The sequence below is a fragment of the Citrobacter freundii complex sp. CFNIH2 genome, assembly GCF_002880615.1.
GTDB lineage: Bacteria > Pseudomonadota > Gammaproteobacteria > Enterobacterales > Enterobacteriaceae > Citrobacter_A > Citrobacter_A amalonaticus_F.
On sequence record NZ_CP025757.1, the window covers coordinates 4261003 to 4281696 of the forward strand.

Consider the following 20694-nt stretch of genomic DNA (forward strand, 5'->3'; position numbering starts at 1 on the left):
GTTTTTTTATTGATTATGAATTGGTTTCGCGAAAGACTACGCATTTGAATATAATTCTTATTTATTTTATTTGTTTTATTTATTTGATTCTATTAAATATTTATATCTATTATTATTTCTTTTTAATTATGTTATTAGATAATAAATTTGACTTTGAATAAATAATTTTACTCTCAACAAGATTACGCTCATCTTGCTGAATGTTCGATAATGATGAATTGGAATGCTGAGGAGAGGATCATGAGCGGAAAACCGGTCGCCCGGATGGGCGACATGACGGCTGTCGGCGGCCCGATAGTCCAGGGCTCGGCGGGCGTGATGATTGGCGCACCCACCGGCGTGGCCTGCTCGGTCTGCCCTGGCGGCGTCACCTACGGCCCGCCGGTCAATCCCTTACTCGGCGCCAAAGTCCTGCCCGGTGAAACCGATATCGCCCTGCCCGGTCCCCTGCCGTTTGTTCTCACCCGCGCCTACAGCAGCTACCGGACGAAAACGCCTGCCCCGTCGGGCATCTTCGGTCCCGGCTGGAAAGCCCCTTTCGATATCCGCTTACAGCTTCGCGATGAGGAACTTATCCTCAATGACAACGGCGGACGCAGCATTTACTTTGAACACCTGTTTCCCGGTGAAACCGCCTTCAGTCGTAGCGAACGCTTCTGGCTGGCGCGAGGCGGTGTGCTGACACTGGACAAGAGCAATCCCCTGCACCATCTCTGGCTGAGTCTGCCGGAAGACGTCCGGACCAGCGAGCATGTGTACCTGGCAACAGACAGCCTGCAGGGACCGTGGTGGCTGCTGGGCTGGAGTGAGCGGGTGCCGGGTGCGGATGAGGTCCTGCCCGCACCGCTGCCGCCGTACCGGGTGCTGACCGGGCTGACGGATAACCCGGGGCGCACGCTCACCTGTCATCGTGAGGCTGACGGGGTGTTCACCGGCCATATCACGGCCGTCACCGACGGCGCCGGTCGCCGCTTTCGCCTGGCGCTGTCCACGCAGGCGCAGCGCGCGGACGCTGCCCGCCGGTCTGGTTTAGCGGCCTGGCCTGAGGCGCTGCCTGCCACGGGGTACGGTACCGATGACGGTATCCGTCTGGAGGCGGTCTGGCTGGTGCAGGACCCGGCATACCCGGACAGCCTGCCGGCGATACCGCTGGTGCGCTATGAATACACTGACCGCGGGGAACTGGCGGCGGTGTATGACCGGGGCGGCGTGCTGGTCCGGCGCTTCACATACGATGCCGGTAACCCCGGCAGGATGGTGGCACACGGTTATGCCGGACGTCCGCAGACCACCTACCGCTACGATGCCGCCGGCCGTGTGGTGGAGCAGCACAACCCGGCAGGGCTGGATTACCGTTATGAGTATGAGAAAAATGCCGTCGCCATCACCGACAGTCTGAACCGCCGTGAAGTGCTGCACACTGACGGTGAAGGCGGGCTGAAGCGGGTGGTGAAAAAGTGTCACGCCGACGGCAGCGAAACCCTCAGCGAGTACAACATCCTGGGCTGGCTCACCGCGCAGACCGACGCTGCGGGGAGAAAAACGGAATACCGGCACAATATTGCCTCCGGTGACGTTTCAGAAATCACATCACCGGATGGCCGGCGTGTGCGCTATGGTTACAACAGCCGGCGGCAGTTAACCTCCATCACATACCCGGACGGGCTGCGGAGCACACAGGAATACGACGATAACGGCAGGCTGACAGCGGAGACGTCGCGTGCTGGCGGGACGACGCAGTATTTTTACGACAGTCCGCAGGATGAATCCCCCTCTGCAGTACAGGATGCCACCGGCAGCCGGAAACAGCTGACCTGGAGCCGCTACGGACAGTTGCTGACCTTCACCGACTGTTCGGGGTATCAGACCCGGTATGAATATGACCGTTACGGCCAGACCACCGCCATTCACCGCGAGGAAGGGCTGAGTCTTTACCGGCAGTATGATACCCGCGGCAGGCTGGTCAGCCAGAAAGACGCACAGGGACATGAAACCCGTTACGGCTATAACGACGCCGGCGACCTGACAGCCGTCACCGGACCGGACGGCGTGCGCACGGAAACCGCGTATGATGCGGCGGGCCGGGCAGTGAACACCACCACCGGCGGCCTGACGCGCCGGGTGGAATACGATACCGCAGGCCGTGTGACGCAACTCACTAACGAAAACGGCAGCCACACCACCTTCACGTACGACCTTTCGGACCGTCTGACACAGCAGACCGGCTTTGACGGCAGGACGCAGCGTTACCGCTACGCCGCCACCGGGCAGCTTATACGCAGTGAGGACGAAAGCCTTGTCACCCTCTGGCATTACGATGAATCAGACCGGCTGACGCACCGCACCGTCAACGACGAGGCGGCGGAACAGTGGCGCTACGACGAACACGGCTGGCTGACGGAGCTGAGCCATCTCAGCGAGGGACACCGCGTCACCATTCACTACGGTTACGACGATAAAGGCCGCCTCATCAGTGAGCAGCAGACGGTGAATGCCCCTGAGACCGGGGAACTGTTATGGCAGCATGAGACACAGCAGGCATACAGTGAGCCGGGGCTGGCGAACCGGTTTAAGCCGGACGGTCTGCCGCTGGTGGAGTGGCTGACGTACGGGAGCGGTTATCTGGCGGGAATGAAGCTGGGCGACATGCCGCTGGTGGAATACACGCGAGACCGACTGCACCGTGAGGTGTCGCGGCGGTTCGGTCCGGACACCCTCCCGGAAAGTTATGAACTGACCAGCATATACACACCGGGCGGCCAGCTTCAGCAGCACCTGACGCAGCCGCAACTGAACCGGGAATACGGTTACGATGAGGGAGGCAGGCTGGTACGCATCAGCGGGCCGCAGCAGACAAGGGCGTTCCACTACAGCGATACAGGGCGCTTAACAGGAGTCCACACCACCCGTCCCGGTCTGGACATCACCCTGCTGTATGCCACGGACCCGGCGGGCAACCGGCTGCCGGACCCGGAGTTTTACCCTGAGAGCAGCAGCACGGTGTGGGCGGATAACCGCATCACGGAAGATGTGCAGTACCTGTACCGCTATGACAAATACGGCAGACTGACGGAGAAGACGGACCGCATCCCGGAAGGGGTTATCAGGATGAACGACGAACGAGCACACCGTTACGAATATGATAACCAGCACCGGCTGGTCCACTATGTGCACACACAACACGGCGAAACGCAGACAGAGGGACGGTATATTTACGACCCGCTGGGCCGTCGGGTGGGTAAACGGGTGTGGAAGCGGGAGCGCAGTCTTGCGGGGTATATGGCGCTGGCGAAAAAGGCGGAAGTGACGTGGTACGGCTGGGAGGGAGACAGGCTGACGACCACTCAGACGGCACAGAGCCGCGTCCAGACAGTGTACGGGCCGGGGAGCTTCACGCCGCTGGTACGCATTGAAACCGACAGTGCAGAGCAGGCGAAGGCACAGCCCCGGAGCCTGGCGGAGAAGCTGGCGCAGGAAGGAAGTGAAGACGGTCAGGCGGTACAGCTTCCGGCAGCGCTGGTGACCCTGCTGGACAGGCTGGAGGACGAGCTGAGGCGTAACGCAGTGAGCGAGGAGAGCCGGGCATTTCTGGCGCAGTGCGGCCTGACGGTGGAGCAGATGGCGGGACAGCTGGAGCCACACGATGAGCCGCAGAGGACGCTGCATCTTTACCACTGTGACCATCGTGGTCTGCCGCTGGCGCTGATTACCCCGGATAACCAGATGGCGTGGCGCGGGGAGTATGATGAATGGGGAAATCTGTTGCATGAAGTTAATCCGGATAATCTACAACAGTTTATCCGTCTGCCGGGGCAGCAGTACGATGAGGAGTCGGGGCTGTATTACAACCGGCACCGGTATTATGCGCCGGGGCTGGGACGGTATATCACGCAGGACCCGATAGGGCTGAAAGGGGGATGGAACCTGTATAATTACCCATTGAATCCGATTGCAGGAATAGACCCTTTAGGTTTAGCTACTTGTATGTATAGTATAACGATAGGTATGCTTTCATGTGTTTCGGATATACCAAATGTTGATAATGTCCATGATGTGCTGAATATACCCGTTGCATCTGGGAATAACGGTAATAATATGCAATGTAAAAATAATCCTGACTGTACTCATTTAGCAAATAGGGGGCCAATCCCTCAAGGTTTATGGACATGGAATGTCAATGGACCTGGTGCCAGAAATACTAAACCTAATGGTACCAGACTGGTTCCCTCTGATGATACAGAGACTTATGGTCGAAGTGGTTTCTTAACACATAGTTGTTTGAATGCATTCGGGCCATCATTAGGTCCACGATTTTGTTCTGAAGGTTGTGTTACTGGCTCTTCGGAGGATATGGAGACATTAAATGAGATGTTGGCTGCTGAACCTGATAGTTCATTAACTGTAACGGATTAATTAGCATGAAACCAATCATTTTCATTTTCCTGTTTTTATTGTTTTTTTCTAATGCGACTCTGGCGGACCTGAGATTGCGAGAGTTAAAAGTGGCTGAAAATGCTATATTGTGGGAGAGAATATCTTCAAGCACAAAGGAAGGTAGAGAAGCTTGTGGGAGTAGTTCTTTTGCGTGCAAAGATTCAGATGCTGAACTTGGATTAGCCTATATAGCAGTAAGTAATGACAGAGCATCTCTTGCTTCATTATCAAAGATAATGCAATATAAAATAGATGCTAGCCTCTCTGAGTCATATACGTGTTATCTGTTAAATAAAGGGAAGCGTATAAAACCATTTTTAAAAAATTTAAACCCGAAACAACTTGTAGATGATTGCATTAAAGAAGTGCTATTTATAAAAAAAACTAATGCACCTAGATTCTCTGATTTAAATATCAAATATATATGTGCGAATGAAAGTAATATACAATGGAGGATTGATGATACGATCAAGGGCATTAACAAGTCAGTTAAATGTACGGATGAATAATGAAATAGATCACCATAAATCGAGTAGTCATCTGTCATGGTAACTGTGTGGTGAAGATTGAAATTGTATTCTAATAGGAACGGGTGTCACGCATCGGGACAAGGGATGTATCTTACTCAGGACCCGATAGGGCTGAAAGGCGGGCTAAACCCTTATATGATCCTACCCACGTAATGTGGACACGGTGCTAAGCGAGGTTCTGGTTTTCAAATTGTTCAGGGCTGAGTCCGCCACAGGCACTGTGTCGGCGCCACCGATTGTAATCACACTCGATATAATTAAACACCGTTGTCCGCATGATTTCCCGGCTGATAAAACGTTCCCCGTGGATACATTCCACTTTCAGCGAATGGAAGAAGCTTTCCGCGCAGGCATTGTCGTAACAACAACCCTTCGCACTCATACTCCCGCGCAGATTATACCGCTTCAGTAATGCCTGATAGTCCGCTGAACAGTATTGCCCGCCGCGGTCTGTATGGACGATGACATTTTCCGGGCGTTTACGTCGCCATAGTGCCATCTGTAGCGCATCGCACGCCAGTTGTGCTGTCATCTGCAGCGACATCGACCAGCCGATGACCGCACGGGACCACAGGTCAATCACCACCGCCAGATACAGCCAGCCCCCATCTGTGCGCAGATACGTGATGTCGCCTGCCCACTTCTGATTTGGCCCCCCGGCGTGAAAATCCTGCTTCAGCAGATTCTCTGATACCGGCAGACCATGTTCACGGTAGCTGACCGGCCTGAACTTACGTGCGGCTTTTGCCCTAAAGCCCTGACGACGCAGGCTGGCAGCGATGGTTTTGATGTTGTATTCCGGCAGTTCATCCGCCAGCTGCGGTGCACCATACCGCTGTTTTGCACCACTGAATGCCTGCCGGACAGTTGCATCACAGACCAGACGGAACCGCTGCCGTCGGTTTTGCTGATGGCGGCGCAGACACCATGCGTACCAGCCACTGCGGGCCACGCGCAGCACCCGGCACATCGCTTTTATGCTGAACTCTGCCCGATGACTTTCGATAAAGACATACTTCATTTCAGGCGCTTCGCGAAGTATGTCGCGGCCTTTTGGAGGATGGCCAGCTCTTCGTCCCGTTCTGCCAACTGGCGCTTAAGTCGGGCAATTTCAACAGCCATTTCCTGCTCACGTTCGGAAGAGGAATGCGCATTTTTTATCTTGCTGCGCCAGGCATAGAGTTGAGATTCATACAAGCTGAGTTCACGGGCGGCGGCTGCCACACCAATGCGTTCAGCAAGCTTTAGGGCCTCCTGCCGGAACTCGGGCGTGTATTGCTTACGGAGCTTGTTGCTGGTTATGGTTGATTTGGTCATGAGTCACCTCTGGTTGAGAGTTTACTCACTTAGTCCCGTGTCCACTATTCGCGGGTAGGATCAGAATACGGTTTTTTAATGTCTGCATTGTTATGCCGGTCACTCTAATAAGAGCTGTTCACAAGGAAAAAAGAGGCCACTCTTTGGCTACGGTTTTCAGTTGTGGAGCATCAAAAACCGCTTGTGGGGAGATAACTGTCTCATTCAGTGGAATGTTTTTACCGTAGCGTTCTTTGAGTTTGGCCTGTACCGCTGGTTGTTTGAGATCGAAATCTTTTAGTTTTTGCAATTCGCCGACACGCATGCCCAACGCATTGTGATAAACCTTCCACACCACTTCCGAACAATACTGGCGATCGTCAGTCCAGGAAAAAACCAGATCATAAGGTTTGCCGAGATAGCTTTTCGTCATTTGTATTAGCTTGTGCTGTTGCTGCGATGACAGTCCACCGTTCACTCGCCTGACGATATACTTTCCATTCTCACCGCGAGCAATCCAGTTCGGCAATGCGGTAAAGACAACCGGCCCAATAGCTTCAAAGACATAGGGCTTACCGTTACGTATGACCACCATGCCAGTATGGCTATAGTTCGAGTGAGTTGCCAGTTGGATAGCTTTACTTTGGGATGAGCGAGAAACCTGAAAGATAATGTCGCCAGTTTGCGGTTCCCAGGCAAAAACAGGAGTCGCAACCAGAAGACTGAAAATAAGTAAACCGCGATTCATGGCATAACATCCTTGTTACACAATTAAGAAGAGCAGCACTCGTGCCGCTCTTCTCTGCATCAATATTCCCACGTCTCCGGGTCGATCCCCAGTTCACGCATGATCTCTTTTGCCGCTTCCGGAATTTCGTCGCTGCGCTCTTTGCGCAGATCGGCATCGTTTGGCAGGGGTTGTCCGGTAAAAGCATGCAGAAACGCTTCACACAGCAGCTCGCTGTTGGTGGCGTGACGCAGGTTGTTCACCTGACGACGCGTGCGTTCATCGGTGAGGATTTTTAACACCTTCAGAGGAATGGAAACCGTAATTTTCTTTACTTGTTCACTCTTCTTACCGTGCTCAGCGTATGGGCTGATATATTCGCCGCTCCATTCAGCCATGAGATACCTTAATCCTCTTCGTCATTAATATGGGGCAAGACCACACCATCAGTGTGACTACTCGCCGTAATTCCGCATAGTTTACCGTACAGGCGATACCGTGACACGGATTAAGCACCTGTAGTTGTGCGCTAATGCAGATAATTTTAACGGCTATTTCCAGTTTGCTCAATCTATACGCAAAGAAGTTTAGATGTCCAGATGTATTGACGTCTATTGTTAACCTGTTTACTCTGGGACCTGATTTTTCATCGACTCAGCTCAGGAACACCCTAACATGACGCGTAAACAGGCCACCATCGCAGTGCGTAGCGGGTTAAATGACGACGAACAGTACGGTTGCGTCGTTCCGCCGATTCACCTTTCCAGCACCTATAATTTTACCGGTTTTAATGAGCCTCGTGCTCATGACTACTCCCGTCGCGGCAACCCTACGCGCGATGTGGTTCAGCGTGCGCTGGCCGAACTGGAAGGCGGTGCGGGTGCGGTGCTGACCAATACCGGTATGTCGGCGATTCATCTGGTGACGACCGTGTTCCTGAAGCCTGGCGATCTGCTGGTGGCGCCGCATGACTGCTACGGCGGCAGCTACCGCCTGTTTGACAGTCTGGCGCAGCGCGGATGCTATCGCGTGCGCTTTGTCGATCAGGGAGATGAGCAGGCGTTGCAGGCCGCGCTGGCCGAAAAACCTAAACTGGTGCTGGTTGAAAGTCCGAGTAATCCGCTGTTACGCGTGGTGGATATTGCGAAAATCTGCCAACTGGCGCGTGAAGCCGGAGCCATCAGCGTCGTTGACAACACTTTTTTAAGCCCGGCGCTGCAAAATCCGCTGGCATTGGGCGCCGATCTGGTGTTGCATTCATGCACGAAATATCTGAATGGTCACTCTGACGTCGTGGCGGGCGTGGTGATAGCCAAAGATCCGGAAATCGTCACCGAACTGGCATGGTGGGCGAATAATATCGGCGTGACCGGCAGCGCATTTGACAGCTACCTGCTGCTGCGCGGGCTGCGTACGCTGTCGCCGCGCATGGAAGTGGCGCAGCGTAATGCACAGGCAATCGTCGATTATCTGCAAACCCAGCCGCTGGTGAAAAAGCTGTATCACCCGTCGCTGCCGGAAAATCAGGGGCATGACATTGCGGCGCGTCAGCAGAAGGGTTTTGGTGCAATGTTGAGTTTTGAACTGGATGGCGATGAGCAGACGCTGCGTCGTTTCCTGAGCGGTCTGTCGTTGTTTACGCTGGCGGAATCCTTAGGGGGAGTGGAAAGCTTAATCTCTCACGCCGCAACGATGACGCATGCCGGCATGGCGCCAGAAGCGCGTGCTGCCGCCGGGATCTCCGAGACGCTGCTGCGTATCTCCACCGGTATTGAAGATGGCGAAGATTTAATTGCCGACCTGGAAAATGGCTTCCGGGCTGCAAACAAGGGGTAAACATGAGTGTGATTGCGCAGGCAGGGGCGAAGGGTCGTCAACTGCACAAATTTGGTGGTAGTAGTCTGGCTGACGTGAAGTGTTATCTGCGCGTCGCGGGCATCATGGCGGAATACTCACAGCCTGACGACATGATGGTGGTTTCCGCTGCGGGCAGTACGACCAACCAACTGATCAGTTGGCTGAAATTAAGTCAGACCGATCGCCTCTCTGCGCATCAGGTACAACAGACCCTGCGTCGCTATCAGTGTGAACTGATTAGCGGCCTGCTTCCCGCCGACGTGGCGGAGGCATTAACCAGCCTGTTTATCAGCGATCTGGAACGTCTGGCAAATCTGCTGGACAGCGGTGTGAATGACGCCGTGTATGCGGAGGTTGTGGGTCACGGCGAAGTGTGGTCGGCGCGACTGATGTCCGCGGTGCTCAATCAGCAGGGCATGGAGTCGGCCTGGCTGGATGCGCGTGAGTTCTTACGCGCCGAGCGCGCTGCGCAGCCGCAGGTGGATGAAGGGCTTTCTTACCCGTTATTGCAGCAACTGCTGATCCAGCATCCGCAGAAACGTCTGGTCGTGACCGGCTTTATCAGCCGCAGTAATGCGGGCGATACGGTGCTGCTGGGCCGTAATGGTTCTGACTATTCCGCCACGCAGATTGGCGCGCTGGCGGGCGTTTCCCGCGTCACCATCTGGAGCGACGTGGCCGGGGTGTACAGCGCTGACCCGCGTAAAGTCAAAGATGCCTGCCTGCTGCCGTTGTTGCGCCTGGATGAAGCCAGCGAGCTGGCGCGTCTGGCGGCGCCGGTTCTGCACGCCCGCACGCTGCAGCCGGTTTCCGGTAGCGATATCGATCTCCAGTTGCGTTGTAGCTACACGGCGGATCAAGGCTCCACGCGTATTGAGCGCGTACTGGCTTCCGGTACCGGCGCGCGTATCGTGACCAGCCATGACGACGTCTGCCTGATTGAATTCCAGGTGCCTGCCAGCCAGGACTTTAAGCAAGCGCATAAAGATATCGATCAGGTCCTCAAGCGTGCGCAGGTGCGTCCGCTGGCCGTTGGCGTCCATACCGATCGTCATCTGCTGCAGTTCTGCTACACCTCGGAAGTGGCCGACAGCGCCCTGCGAATCCTCGATGAAGCCGGCCTGCCGGGTGAACTGCGTTTACGTCAGGGGCTGGCGCTGGTGGCGATGGTGGGCGCGGGCGTCACCCGTAACCCGCTACACTGCCATCGTTTCTGGCAGCAGTTGAAAGGACAGCCAGTAGAATTTACCTGGCAGTCGGAAGAGGGTATCAGCCTGGTGGCCGTGCTGCGTACCGGCCCGACGGAGAGTCTGATTCAGGGTCTGCACCAGTCCATTTTCCGCGCTGAAAAACGCATCGGCCTGGTGCTTTTCGGCAAGGGCAACATCGGCTCCCGCTGGCTTGAGCTGTTTGCCCGCGAGCAGAGCACGCTCTCGGCGCGTACGGGTTTTGAATTTGTGCTGGCAGGGGTGGTGGATAGCCGTCGCAGCCTGCTGAACTACGAAGGGCTGGACGCCAGTCGGGCGCTGGCGTTCTTCAATGATGAAGCCATTGAACAGGATGAAGAGTCGCTGTTCCTGTGGATGCGCGCGCACCCGTATGACGATCTGGTGGTGCTGGATGTGACCGCTAGCGAACAGCTGGCGGATCAGTATCTCGACTTTGCCAGCCACGGTTTTCACGTTATCAGCGCCAACAAACTGGCCGGGGCGAGCACCAGCAATAAGTATCGCCAGATCCACGACGCGTTTGATAAGACCGGGCGTCACTGGTTGTACAATGCTACCGTGGGCGCAGGATTGCCGATCAACCACACCGTGCGCGATCTGATCGACAGCGGCGACACTATCCTGTCGATCAGCGGGATCTTCTCCGGCACGCTGTCCTGGCTGTTCCTGCAGTTTGATGGCTCTGTGCCGTTTACCGATCTGGTGGATCAGGCCTGGCAACAGGGGCTGACGGAGCCGGATCCGCGCGTTGACCTGTCGGGTAAAGATGTGATGCGCAAGCTGGTGATTCTGGCACGTGAAGCAGGCTACGACATCGAGCCGGATCAGGTCCGCGTTGAGTCGCTGGTTCCCGCGCATTGTGAAGAAGGCTCAATCGACCACTTCTTTGAGAATGGCGATGAACTGAACGATCAGATGGTGCAGCGTCTGGAAGCAGCCCGCGAAATGGGGCTGGTCCTGCGCTATGTGGCGCGTTTCGACGCCAACGGCAAAGCGCGTGTCGGTGTGGAAGCCGTTCGTCCAGAGCATCCGTTGGCAGCGCTGCTGCCGTGCGATAACGTCTTCGCTATTGAAAGCCGCTGGTATCGCGATAACCCGTTGGTGATCCGCGGGCCCGGCGCCGGGCGTGACGTCACCGCCGGGGCAATTCAGTCGGATATTAACCGTCTGGCGCAACTGCTGTAGTTTTTTGCCGGATGGTGCTGCGCTTATCCGGCCTGTAGTTCGGGTATAATCCAGGCCGGATAAGATGCCTCAGCATCCTGTCCGGCGCGTTACCGCCCGGCAAACACCTCTTTTGCGGCGAACAAACCGTTCAGCGCTGCCGGGAAACCGGCATACACCGCCATCTGCATCATGACCTCGATAATCTCCTCCTGCGTTAATCCAACATGCAGCGCGGCAGCGATGTGAACCTTCAACTGCGGCGTGGCGTTGCCCAGTGCGGTTAAGGCGGCAACGGTGGCGATTTCCCGACTACGTAAATCCAGCCCAGGCCGGGAATAAATGTCGCCAAAAGGAAACTCAATCAGATAGCGAGCGAAGTCGGGAGCGATGTCCTTCAGGCTCTCGACGACGGCATCGCCGCCTTTGCCATCAACCTGCTGTAGCAGGTTTTGACCGGTGATAAATCGTTCTGAATGCATGGTGTCTTCCTCATCTGTCAGGGGATGGCGTGAGGATAGGATGGGTGGAATGATTTGGATAATACCGTTTCCGTGATACCTTTTCGGTATGACAACACCGCCTCTGCACTCTCTGGATATTCGCCTGCTGCGTTACTTTGTCGTGGTGGCGGAAGAGAACAACATGAGCCGGGCAGCCCTGCGACTGTTTATGTCGCAACCGCCGCTTAGCCGCCATATACGCCAGCTTGAAGAACGTCTGGGGGTGACGCTGTTTGTCCGTCACACCAAAGGGTTGACGCTGACGAATGAGGGGCTGCGCGTGCTGGAGATCGTGCGTCCGCTGCTGGAACAGCAGGATAAAACCTATGCGGCCCTGAGCCAGCTTGCGCCAGACGGCGTGCAGTCGTTGCGCCTGGGGCTGACGACGGCATTTGAGCAGGGCGTTTTCGCCGCGCTGGAAACGCAACTGAATACCCGGGTCGACACCCTGCGTCTTGTGCGCCAGGGCTCGCCCGATCTCGTACGTCAGGTGCGACGCGGAAAACTGGATGCTGCCGTGGTGGCGCTGCCGCTGGAGACCACCGGACTGGCTATCACGCCGCTCGACTGGCGCGAGCCGCTCATCGCTGCGCTACCTGCTATCTGGCCAGAGTCTGGCAGTGACGCCCTCTCCCTGAAGGCACTTAATCTCCGACCGCTGTTCTGGTTCAGCCGGGAACGAAATCCGGCCTTCTTTGACGCTACGCGGGCGCGCTTTCAGCGCGTGGGTTACGCTCCTGCTTGTCTTGAAGAACCGCTGGAGCATGACGTTCTGCTGGCGCGAATTGCCCATGGCGATGGTCTGAGCTTATTTCCTGCTTCCTTTGCTGCTATTCAGCGTCAGGGCGTGGTTTTTCGTCCACTGAGTGACGGCGAGCTCAGTGTTCAGGCGGGGCTGGCGATGCTGCCGGAGAACGCTGCGCGCTTACAATGGCTGAAAAGCGTGATGCTATCCGCCGGCATCGCCGACTAACGTGAATTTTTTTCATCTTCCCTGACTTTTCCTCACCATCAACGATGATTTTTCAGTTGACGTCATCGCGCTTTTCCGTCATTTTTACATCTGGACGTCTAAACGGATAGATGTTCACAACACAACATATAATGACAAGCGATTGATGAGGTAAGGTATGAGCTTTTTTCACGCCAACCAGCGGGAAGCCCTGAATCAGAGCCTGGCGGAAGTCCAGGGTCAGATTAACGTTTCGTTCGAGTTTTTCCCGCCGCGCACCAGTGAAATGGAGCAAACCCTGTGGAATTCCATCGATCGCCTGAGCAGCCTGAAGCCGAAGTTTGTTTCGGTAACCTACGGCGCCAACTCTGGCGAACGCGACCGCACGCACAGCATCATCAAAGGGATTAAAGATCGCACCGGTCTGGAAGCCGCACCGCATCTGACCTGTATTGATGCGACCCGCGATGAGCTGCGCACTATTGCACAGGACTACTGGAACAACGGAATCCGCCACATCGTTGCGCTGCGCGGCGATCTGCCGGCAGGCAGCGGCAAGCCGGATATGTATGCTGCCGACCTGGTGAGCCTGCTGAAAGAGGTAGCCGACTTTGATATCTCCGTCGCCGCTTACCCGGAAGTGCATCCGGAAGCGAAAAGCGCGCAGGCGGATCTGCTCAACCTGAAACGCAAAGTGGATGCCGGGGCTAACCGCGCCATCACCCAATTTTTCTTTGACGTCGAAAGCTACCTGCGTTTTCGCGACCGCTGCGTCTCTGCGGGTATCGACGTGGAAATCATTCCTGGCATTCTGCCGGTCTCGAACTTTAAGCAGGCGAAGAAGTTTGCCGATATGACCAATGTGCGCATTCCGGCGTGGATGTCACAAATGTTTAACGGCCTCGATGACGATGCGGAAACCCGTAAGCTGGTGGGGGCAAATATCGCCATGGACATGGTGAAAATTTTAAGCCGGGAAGGGGTGAAGGACTTCCACTTCTACACTCTGAATCGGGCAGAGATGAGCTATGCCATCTGCCACACACTGGGTGTGCGTCCGACGGCGTGATACTGGCGAGGGCCGGATAAGCGTTGGCGTATCCGGCGAGAACGCCACATTGCGGGTGAAGGGCCTTCCGGCCCTGACTCGCCTGGCTGAGGAATCAGAAATCAGCAGGCCGTTCAAAACCGGGATCGCAGTAGAACGGGTAGCTATCAAAGTTATCCCCTCCACCCACGACTCTGGGGTCGTGCTCCTCTCTCAGTTGTTTCATTAACGCCTCGTCCATTTCTTGCAGAACCGCAGCATACTGCGGATCGCCAGCCAGGTTTTTCAACTGATCGGGATCGGAGACAACATGGTATAACTCCTTGTCTGCTCGTTTGCCCGTCGCTAATGCGAAAAGTGGGGCGACGCCGGGCTCGTTGCGATTTGTCACCAGCCAGGCTTTTGACGGTCCGGCATCGATGTTAGCAAATCCTGCATAATCTTTTGTTGCAACGGTATTGAAATCAACCGGCTTCTGATTGGGGCGACCGGCAGGCCAGCGATCGGGCTTGAAATTACGAATATATAAATACTCTTGCGTACGAATAGCCCGCATTGGATACCCTTCCAGAGGTTTTTCTCCGCCATCCATATGACGCTCCATCGCGGTGATGATAGAACGATGTGGTGGTTTTCCTCCCTGCATGAATGGCAGCAGATTGCGTCCGCCAATAGAGTCAGGGACGTTGCCTGCGCCAGCAGCCATAAACGTAGGGGCAAGATCTGCGAGAGAGACCAGCGCATCCGTGTTGCCCTGCGGGCGAATTCCTTTCTTCCACATCATCGCCAACGGTACGTGCGTACCTGCGTCGTACAGTGTCGCTTTGGCTCTGGGGAAAGCCCAGCCGTTATCTCCGGTGATCACAACCAGCGTGTTATCCAGCAGATTTTCTTTTTCGAGTTTCGCAAGCAACTCTCCTGCTTGTTTATCAAAATCCTGCGTGGAGGCCATGTAGTCTGCAATGTCTTCCCTTACCGGTTCCGCATCGGGTAAATAGGATGGGACTGCGCCTGCGGCTGGCATAATTCCCTGACGTTTTCCTTCCCCCTTCGCAAAAGGGCGGTGCGGATTACGGCTGCCAAACCAGAAGCAGAAAGGCGTATCCGAATTCCGTTCGGCAAGAAATGCGTCAAAATCAGCAAATTTTTTCCCTGCAGGGTTTTGTGTTCGTCCCCCGGGGGCGATTTGTCCAGGAGCCCAGCCTTTCCCAGAGAACCCGACGTGATAACCTTGCTTTGCGAGTAATTCGGTATATACATCAAACTTCACGGGGAAAGTACTTGCCAGGTTCGCGCCTTGTTCAAGCTGGTAAATGGGTCTGCCTGTCAGAATAGCGCCGCGTGATGCAGTACAGGTTGGTGCGGCCGCAAAGGCATGGGTGAAATTAATACCGTCGCGCTTAATTCGTTCAAATGTTGGAAGCTTCAATCCCAGACAATCAATCGCTCGTGAATTTTGCCAACTCCAGTCATCGGAGATGAGTAATAAGATATTAGGGCGTTGCTTAATTTCTTTTGCAAAAGCCTGATGCTGCACTAAAGCAAGTACGGCAATCGCTTCACAGAATGTTCGCCTTGTGATTCCTGTCATATTTATGTCCTTGAAGAATTAATGACTCTCTGTACTTAATGATTGTGCATCAATAATAAACTTTTAATGATTTTAATATCCGATACCCAGGCGGTTATGCCACTAAGGTATCTATGCCTGTACGTCGGTAGGCCCTGGTGTTCATGGCACTCTGTTAAACGGTGCATGTTTAATTCATTCGTTAATTGAGCAGGCCGATCAGCATCGAACTATATATCTGTAATTGATGCGTTGGGGTAATTAACGGTCCTCTACAAAAGGCTCGAAACGATAATTAAAACACTGCGGTCTTATGATTGGTGTGATAATTGTCACGCTTGCTGGTTGTCGTCGGGTGTTCTATCTTTTTATATTCATTATAAAAATAATTAAAAGATTACTTATTGGGAAATAAAATGATGTGCGGCGTCGCCATTGAAATATTACTGAAAAAAGGCGGCTATTTATTATGTATAATTGTAATCGCGTGGCACAGTGACTGGCGAATAACAGACATTTTGGCAATTTGAAGGTCCACGCACTCTGCACTCCGTATCCATTAACATCATCAGTGGCGCGACGACTCTGATGCGGCTGGTATCGTTGAGTACCCTAAGGTTACATTTTCAGAGTGAATGACGTTAACGCGTTAAGAGATCATTGGACACATTCACCTTCATAATCCAGGGTTATTGTTGAAAGTTTACGGACTCGTCGACATTTCTATGCACAGGTTTTGCTATGTTGGACAGCGCCAGAAGGAAACAACTATCAAATCTGTAGATTTTATCATCTATAACTTATCTGCAGAGCTGTATATCTTGGTATAAAACACTGAAGGGAGCAGGAAGATGAGCAATCAAGAAGACGATCACAAAACGTTATCTGCTGGAAAGTGCCCATTCCATCAGGGCAATCATGATGAAAGCGCTGGAGCAGGAACAACCAGTCGTGACTGGTGGCCTAACCAACTCCGCGTCGACCTTTTAAACCAACATTCCAATCGCTCAAACCCGCTGGGTGAAGAGTTTGACTACCGCAAAGAATTCAGCAAATTAGATTATGCCGCGCTAAAAGGCGATCTCAGAGCGCTTCTCACCGAATCTCAACCGTGGTGGCCTGCTGACTGGGGAACCTATGCCGGTCTGTTTATCCGCATGGCCTGGCACGGCGCAGGTACCTATCGTTCTGTTGACGGACGCGGCGGCGCGGGTCGTGGACAGCAGCGTTTCGCTCCCCTGAATTCCTGGCCGGATAACGTGAGCCTGGATAAGGCGCGTCGCCTGCTGTGGCCAATCAAGCAAAAATACGGTCAAAAAATTTCCTGGGCTGACCTGTTTATTCTGGCGGGTAACGTCGCGCTGGAAAACTCCGGCTTCCGTACCTTTGGTTTCGGTGCGGGTCGTGAGGACGTCTGGGAACCGGATCTGGATGTAAACTGGGGCGATGAGAAAACGTGGCTTGCCCACCGTGACCCCGAAGAACTGGCTAAACGTCCTTTAGCCGCCACCGAGATGGGGCTGATTTACGTTAACCCTGAAGGTCCTAATGCCAGCGGTGAACCGCTTTCTGCGGCCTCAGCGATTCGTGCAACCTTTGGCAACATGGGGATGAACGACGAAGAGACCGTTGCGTTAATTGCGGGTGGCCACACATTAGGGAAAACCCACGGCGCAGGCCCGGCGACGCACGTCGGCCCTGACCCGGAAGTGGCACCGCTCGAAAACCAGGGTTTAGGCTGGAAAAGCGATTTTGGCAGCGGTGTGGGCGCGGATGCGATTACATCCGGACTGGAAGTGGTCTGGACGCAAACCCCAACCCAATGGAGCAACTACTTCTTCGAGAACCTGTTCAAATATGAGTGGGTACAGACGCGCAGTCCGGCTGGTGCCATTCAGTTTGAAGCGGTCGATGCGCCAGAAATTATTCCTGATCCGTTCGACCCGTCGAAAAAACGTAAGCCGACGATGCTGGTCACCGACCTGACGCTGCGTTTTGATCCGGAATTCGAAAAAATTTCCCGTCGTTTCCTGAACGATCCGCAGGCGTTTAACGAAGCCTTTGCCCGCGCGTGGTTCAAACTGACCCACCGTGATATGGGGCCGAAAGCGCGTTACATCGGACCGGAAGTGCCAAAAGAAGATCTGATTTGGCAGGATCCGCTGCCGCAACCCACCTTCAATCCAACGGAAGAAGATATCCTGAGCCTGAAGTCTGCCATTGCGGATTCCGGTCTCTCAGTGGGCGAGCTGGTGTCCGTTGCGTGGGTGTCTGCGTCGACCTTCCGCGGCGGTGATAAACGTGGCGGGGCGAACGGTGCGCGTCTGGCATTAGCGCCGCAGCGCGGCTGGGATGTCAATGCGATTGCTACGCGTGCGCTGCCGGTTCTGGAGAAAATCCAGCGTGATTCCGCTAAAGCGTCGCTGGCCGATATCATCGTTCTTGCTGGTGTCGTGGGGGTTGAAAAAGCCGCCAGCGCTGCAGGTGTCAGCATTCATGTGCCGTTTACTCCAGGTCGTGTGGACGCGCGTCAGGATCAGACGGATATTGAGATGTTTGAACTGCTCAAGCCGCTCGCCGATGGGTTCCGTAACTATCGCGGCGAACCAGGCGCGGCAGCGACAGAATCTCTGCTGATCGATAAAGCGCAGCAGTTGACTTTGACCGCACCGGAAATGACCGTGCTGGTGGGTGGTCTGCGCGTGCTTGGCGCGAACTACGATGGCAGTAAACACGGTGTCTTTACCGATCGTCCGGGCGTACTCAGCAATGACTTCTTCGTCAATCTGCTGGATATGCGTCACGAATGGAAACCGGTTGATGAGTCAAACGAACAGTTTGAAGGTCGCGATCGTCAGACCGGTGAAGTGAAATACACCGCTTCCCGTGCCGATCTGGTCTTTGGCTCTCATGCGGTGCTGCGTGCTCTGGCGGAAGTGTATGCCGGTAGCGATGCGCACGTGAAGTTCGTGAAAGACTTTGTCGCGGCATGGGTGAAAGTGATGAACCTGGACCGTTTTGACCTGCAGTAAGCCCAACACTGACGTAATCTGACCCCACTTCAGCGACTGCTTGCAGTCGCTGAAGTGTATTTGTAGGGGTATAGTGTCCGCAGGAAACGTCAATCTACTGGATCTATCATGTCTGTCTCAGGAAAGGGCAATCCACTGGCAATCGGTGGTCTTATCTTGCTTACCCTTATCTGGAGCTATAGCTGGATTTTTATGAAGCAGGTCACGAGCTATATCGGCGCGTTCGACTTCACTGCATTACGCTGTATCTTCGGAGCCTTAATATTATTCATCGTCCTCCTTTTGCGCGGCCGTGGTCTGCGCCCGACGCCATTTCGGTTTACGCTGGCGATTGCGCTGTTGCAGACCTGCGGGATGATTGGCTTTGGCCAGTGGGCGCTGGTCAGCGGCGGGGCAGGGAAAGTCGCTATCCTGACCTATACCATGCCGTTCTGGGTCGTCATTCTGGCGGCGCTGTTTCTGGGTGAGCGACTGCGACGCCTGCAATACGCCGCGATTGCCCTTGCTGCAACAGGGCTACTGCTGGTGCTGCAACCGTGGCAACTGGATTTATCAACGTTGAAGAGCGCCCTGCTGGCGATTCTCTCTGGGGTGAGCTGGGGAGCGAGCGCCATTGTCGCTAAACGTCTGTATGCCCGCCATCCGCGCGTCGATTTGCTGTCGTTAACGGCCTGGCAGATGTTGTATGCCGCGCTGGTGATGAGTGCGGTGGCCTGGCTGGTGCCGCAGCGGGAAGTTGACTGGCAGCCGGTGGTCCTCTGGGCGTTGGGATATAGCGCGATTCTTGCGACGGCGCTGGCCTGGAGTTTGTGGCTGTTTGTCCTGAAGAATTTGCCTGCCAGTATCGCCAGTTTAAGCACCCTGGCGGTACCGGTCTGTAGCGTGCTGTTTTCCTGGTGGCTGCTTGGCGAAAATCCCGGTCCCGTTGAGGGTGGGGGAATTGTGCTGATCGTTATGGCGCTGGCAATTGTCAGCCGGAAAAAGCGTGAGCTACAGGCGGTAGAACAGGCTTGATGAAATGAGAAACACTCCCGGCGATGCCGGGAGTGTAGAGCGCGTTATTCCCACTCTTGCAGATAGCGCTGACCGTACTGGTCGGCAACCAACAGCGCTGCATAAACCTGATCCGGCGTTGCGCCGCCAGGCATGTTGTGAATGGTTTCGCCTTCCGCGCAGGAGGCTTCCGCCACGATACGCATTTTCGCCGGGATATCCTGTTTGATATCCAGTTGCGCCAGCGTAATCGGCAGACCGACGGAATGGCATAGTGCGGCAACGGTCTCAATCTCTTCAACCGGCGCGTTTTCCAGAATAAGCTGAGTCAGCGTACCAAAGGCCACTTTTTCACCGTGATAGTAGTGGTGCGCATCCGGGATCGCCGTCAGGCCGTTGTGAACCGCGTGCGCGGCAGCCAGACCGCCGCTTTCAAAGCCGACGCCGCTCAGATAGGTGTTGGCTTCAATCACGCGTTCAAGCGCCGGGGTCACGACGTGCTGCTCGGCGGCGAGCATCGCTTTTTCACCCTCTTCGAGCAGCGTGTTGTAGCACAGTTCAGCCAGCGCCAGCGCCGCCTGAGTGCATTTGCCGCCCGCCATGGTGATCGCGCCGCTGCGTGAACACGCGCGCGCTTCAAACCAGGTGGCCAGCGCATCACCAATCCCTGCGGCTAACAGACGCGCCGGGGCGCCGGCAACGATTTTGGTGTCAACGATAACCATATGCGGGTTGTGCGGTAGCAGCAGATAACGGTCAAATTCACCGGCATCGGTGTAGATAACCGAAAGGGCGCTGCATGGCGCATCGGTTGAGGCGATGGTCGGGGCGATCGCCACAGGCAGGTTCATAAAGTGGGCAAGGGCTTTGGCGGTATCCAGCGTTTTACCGCCGCCGATGCCGAGCACGGCGCCACACTGCGCGTTTTCCGCCACGCTGCGCAAACGGTCGATCTCGTTTTGCGAGCATTCACCGCCAAACGGCGCAACTTCCAGCGCCAGTTCTGCATTTTTAAAACTTTTTTCCAGCTCGCCCTGAGCGAAACCGAGAACAAATTTGTCGCCGACAACCAGCCAACGTTCAGCCAGCGGCTTGAGGTATTCGCCAAGACGTGTGATGACATCTGCACCCTGGATGTACTTACCGGGGGATTGAATAATGCGATCCATACTTTATTTCCTCTTTTATCCGTCATAATTCAGGCTGCAGATGCGTTGGCTTCTGAGTTACTCGTCTCATCCATGAGACTTGCCCTTACGGGCCGCCGCTCCGCGACGTTCAAATCTGTTCCTGACAGATTTGTCGCTCACCCCAGTCACTTACTGGTGTAAACTCCTGGGATTCGCTGCGTCGCCGTCT

General features: G+C 54.9%; 14 protein-coding genes. 8 read left to right on the forward strand and 6 right to left on the reverse strand.

The window, feature by feature from the left end; translation table 11 throughout:
- The first annotated feature begins 240 nt into the window (after positions 1 to 240).
- Together WM46_RS20865 and WM46_RS20870 are read left to right on the forward strand one after the other, a co-directional pair.
- Positions 241 to 4413 (forward strand): RHS element core protein, encoded by a 4173-nt coding sequence (locus WM46_RS20865; RefSeq protein WP_102603208.1) that lies wholly within the window; start codon positions 241 to 243, stop codon positions 4411 to 4413.
- A 5-nt stretch (positions 4414 to 4418) separates the two neighbouring features.
- On the forward strand, positions 4419 to 4943 hold the full coding sequence (locus WM46_RS20870; RefSeq protein ID WP_262360405.1) for an Imm57 family immunity protein: 525 nt from the start codon (positions 4419 to 4421) through the stop codon (positions 4941 to 4943).
- 187 nt (positions 4944 to 5130) lie between these two features.
- Here the strand turns inward: WM46_RS20870 and WM46_RS20875 are convergent.
- The 3 genes from WM46_RS20875 to metJ all read right to left on the reverse strand — a co-directional run bounded on the left by WM46_RS20875 (position 5131) and on the right by metJ (position 7385).
- Positions 5131 to 6281 (reverse strand): IS3 family transposase gene (locus tag WM46_RS20875; RefSeq protein WP_102603209.1). Its coding sequence is split into 2 segments (ribosomal slippage): positions 5131 to 6023 and positions 6023 to 6281, totalling 1152 coding nucleotides; the frame shifts between segments, so codons are not numbered across the junction.
- Between the two features lie 118 nt (positions 6282 to 6399).
- Positions 6400 to 7008: a YiiX family permuted papain-like enzyme gene (locus WM46_RS20880; RefSeq protein ID WP_102603210.1), complete on the reverse strand. Its 609-nt coding sequence runs from the start codon at positions 7006 to 7008 to the stop codon at positions 6400 to 6402.
- Positions 7009 to 7067: 59 nt separating this feature from the next.
- Positions 7068 to 7385: a met regulon transcriptional regulator MetJ gene (gene metJ / locus WM46_RS20885; protein WP_042325599.1), complete on the reverse strand. Its 318-nt coding sequence runs from the start codon at positions 7383 to 7385 to the stop codon at positions 7068 to 7070.
- A gap of 277 nt (positions 7386 to 7662) precedes the next feature.
- On the opposite strand from metJ, the gene metB reads away from it, so the two are divergent.
- Both metB and metL read left to right on the forward strand, forming a co-directional pair.
- Positions 7663 to 8823, forward strand: coding sequence for a cystathionine gamma-synthase (gene metB / locus WM46_RS20890; protein ID WP_102603211.1), 1161 nt, complete (start codon positions 7663 to 7665; stop codon positions 8821 to 8823).
- Between the two features lie 2 nt (positions 8824 to 8825).
- Positions 8826 to 11258 (forward strand): bifunctional aspartate kinase/homoserine dehydrogenase II, encoded by a 2433-nt coding sequence (metL, locus tag WM46_RS20895; RefSeq protein WP_102603212.1) that lies wholly within the window; start codon positions 8826 to 8828, stop codon positions 11256 to 11258.
- Positions 11259 to 11347: 89 nt separating this feature from the next.
- On the opposite strand, the gene WM46_RS20900 is transcribed toward metL, so the two are convergent.
- Positions 11348 to 11719 (reverse strand): carboxymuconolactone decarboxylase family protein, encoded by a 372-nt coding sequence (locus tag WM46_RS20900; protein ID WP_061075661.1) that lies wholly within the window; start codon positions 11717 to 11719, stop codon positions 11348 to 11350.
- Between the two features lie 88 nt (positions 11720 to 11807).
- Here WM46_RS20900 and WM46_RS20905 point away from each other — a divergent pair, with 88 nt between their 5' ends.
- Both WM46_RS20905 and metF read left to right on the forward strand, forming a co-directional pair.
- On the forward strand, positions 11808 to 12713 hold the full coding sequence (locus WM46_RS20905) for a LysR family transcriptional regulator (RefSeq protein ID WP_102603213.1): 906 nt from the start codon (positions 11808 to 11810) through the stop codon (positions 12711 to 12713).
- Positions 12714 to 12870: 157 nt separating this feature from the next.
- On the forward strand, positions 12871 to 13761 hold the full coding sequence (gene metF, locus WM46_RS20910) for a methylenetetrahydrofolate reductase (RefSeq protein ID WP_102603214.1): 891 nt from the start codon (positions 12871 to 12873) through the stop codon (positions 13759 to 13761).
- Positions 13762 to 13855: 94 nt separating this feature from the next.
- Here metF and WM46_RS20915 read toward each other — a convergent pair whose 3' ends face one another.
- Positions 13856 to 15331, reverse strand: a complete 1476-nt coding sequence (locus WM46_RS20915; protein WP_102603215.1) for a sulfatase — start codon at positions 15329 to 15331, stop codon at positions 13856 to 13858.
- Between the two features lie 830 nt (positions 15332 to 16161).
- Between WM46_RS20915 and katG the strand changes: the two genes are divergently transcribed.
- Positions 16162 to 18342, forward strand: a complete 2181-nt coding sequence (katG, locus tag WM46_RS20920) for a catalase/peroxidase HPI (protein WP_102603216.1) — start codon at positions 16162 to 16164, stop codon at positions 18340 to 18342.
- A 108-nt stretch (positions 18343 to 18450) separates the two neighbouring features.
- Positions 18451 to 19356 carry a DMT family transporter gene (locus WM46_RS20925; RefSeq protein WP_061075657.1) on the forward strand — a complete coding sequence of 302 codons (906 nt, stop codon included), beginning with the start codon at positions 18451 to 18453 and terminating at the stop codon, positions 19354 to 19356.
- 44 nt (positions 19357 to 19400) lie between these two features.
- Here the strand turns inward: WM46_RS20925 and WM46_RS20930 are convergent, their stop codons facing one another.
- Entirely contained in the window at positions 19401 to 20504 is a 1104-nt protein-coding gene (locus WM46_RS20930; RefSeq protein ID WP_102603217.1) for a glycerol dehydrogenase, read from the reverse strand.
- Positions 20505 to 20694: the final 190 nt, after the last annotated feature.

Bases quoted from the DNA above. Each gene is read 5' to 3' on its own strand.
- WM46_RS20865 (WP_102603208.1), top strand. From the start codon at position 241: ATGAGCGGAAAACCGGTCGCCCGGATGGGCGACATGACGGCTGTCGGC.
- WM46_RS20870 (WP_262360405.1), top strand. From the start codon at position 4,419: ATGAAACCAATCATTTTCATTTTCCTGTTTTTATTGTTTTTTTCTAAT.
- WM46_RS20880 (WP_102603210.1), bottom strand. From the start codon at position 7,008: ATGAATCGCGGTTTACTTATTTTCAGTCTTCTGGTTGCGACTCCTGTT.
- metJ (WP_042325599.1), bottom strand. From the start codon at position 7,385: ATGGCTGAATGGAGCGGCGAATATATCAGCCCATACGCTGAGCACGGT.
- metB (WP_102603211.1), top strand. From the start codon at position 7,663: ATGACGCGTAAACAGGCCACCATCGCAGTGCGTAGCGGGTTAAATGAC.
- metL (WP_102603212.1), top strand. From the start codon at position 8,826: ATGAGTGTGATTGCGCAGGCAGGGGCGAAGGGTCGTCAACTGCACAAA.
- WM46_RS20900 (WP_061075661.1), bottom strand. From the start codon at position 11,719: ATGCATTCAGAACGATTTATCACCGGTCAAAACCTGCTACAGCAGGTT.
- WM46_RS20905 (WP_102603213.1), top strand. From the start codon at position 11,808: ATGACAACACCGCCTCTGCACTCTCTGGATATTCGCCTGCTGCGTTAC.
- metF (WP_102603214.1), top strand. From the start codon at position 12,871: ATGAGCTTTTTTCACGCCAACCAGCGGGAAGCCCTGAATCAGAGCCTG.
- WM46_RS20915 (WP_102603215.1), bottom strand. From the start codon at position 15,331: ATGACAGGAATCACAAGGCGAACATTCTGTGAAGCGATTGCCGTACTT.
- katG (WP_102603216.1), top strand. From the start codon at position 16,162: ATGAGCAATCAAGAAGACGATCACAAAACGTTATCTGCTGGAAAGTGC.
- WM46_RS20925 (WP_061075657.1), top strand. From the start codon at position 18,451: ATGTCTGTCTCAGGAAAGGGCAATCCACTGGCAATCGGTGGTCTTATC.
- WM46_RS20930 (WP_102603217.1), bottom strand. From the start codon at position 20,504: ATGGATCGCATTATTCAATCCCCCGGTAAGTACATCCAGGGTGCAGAT.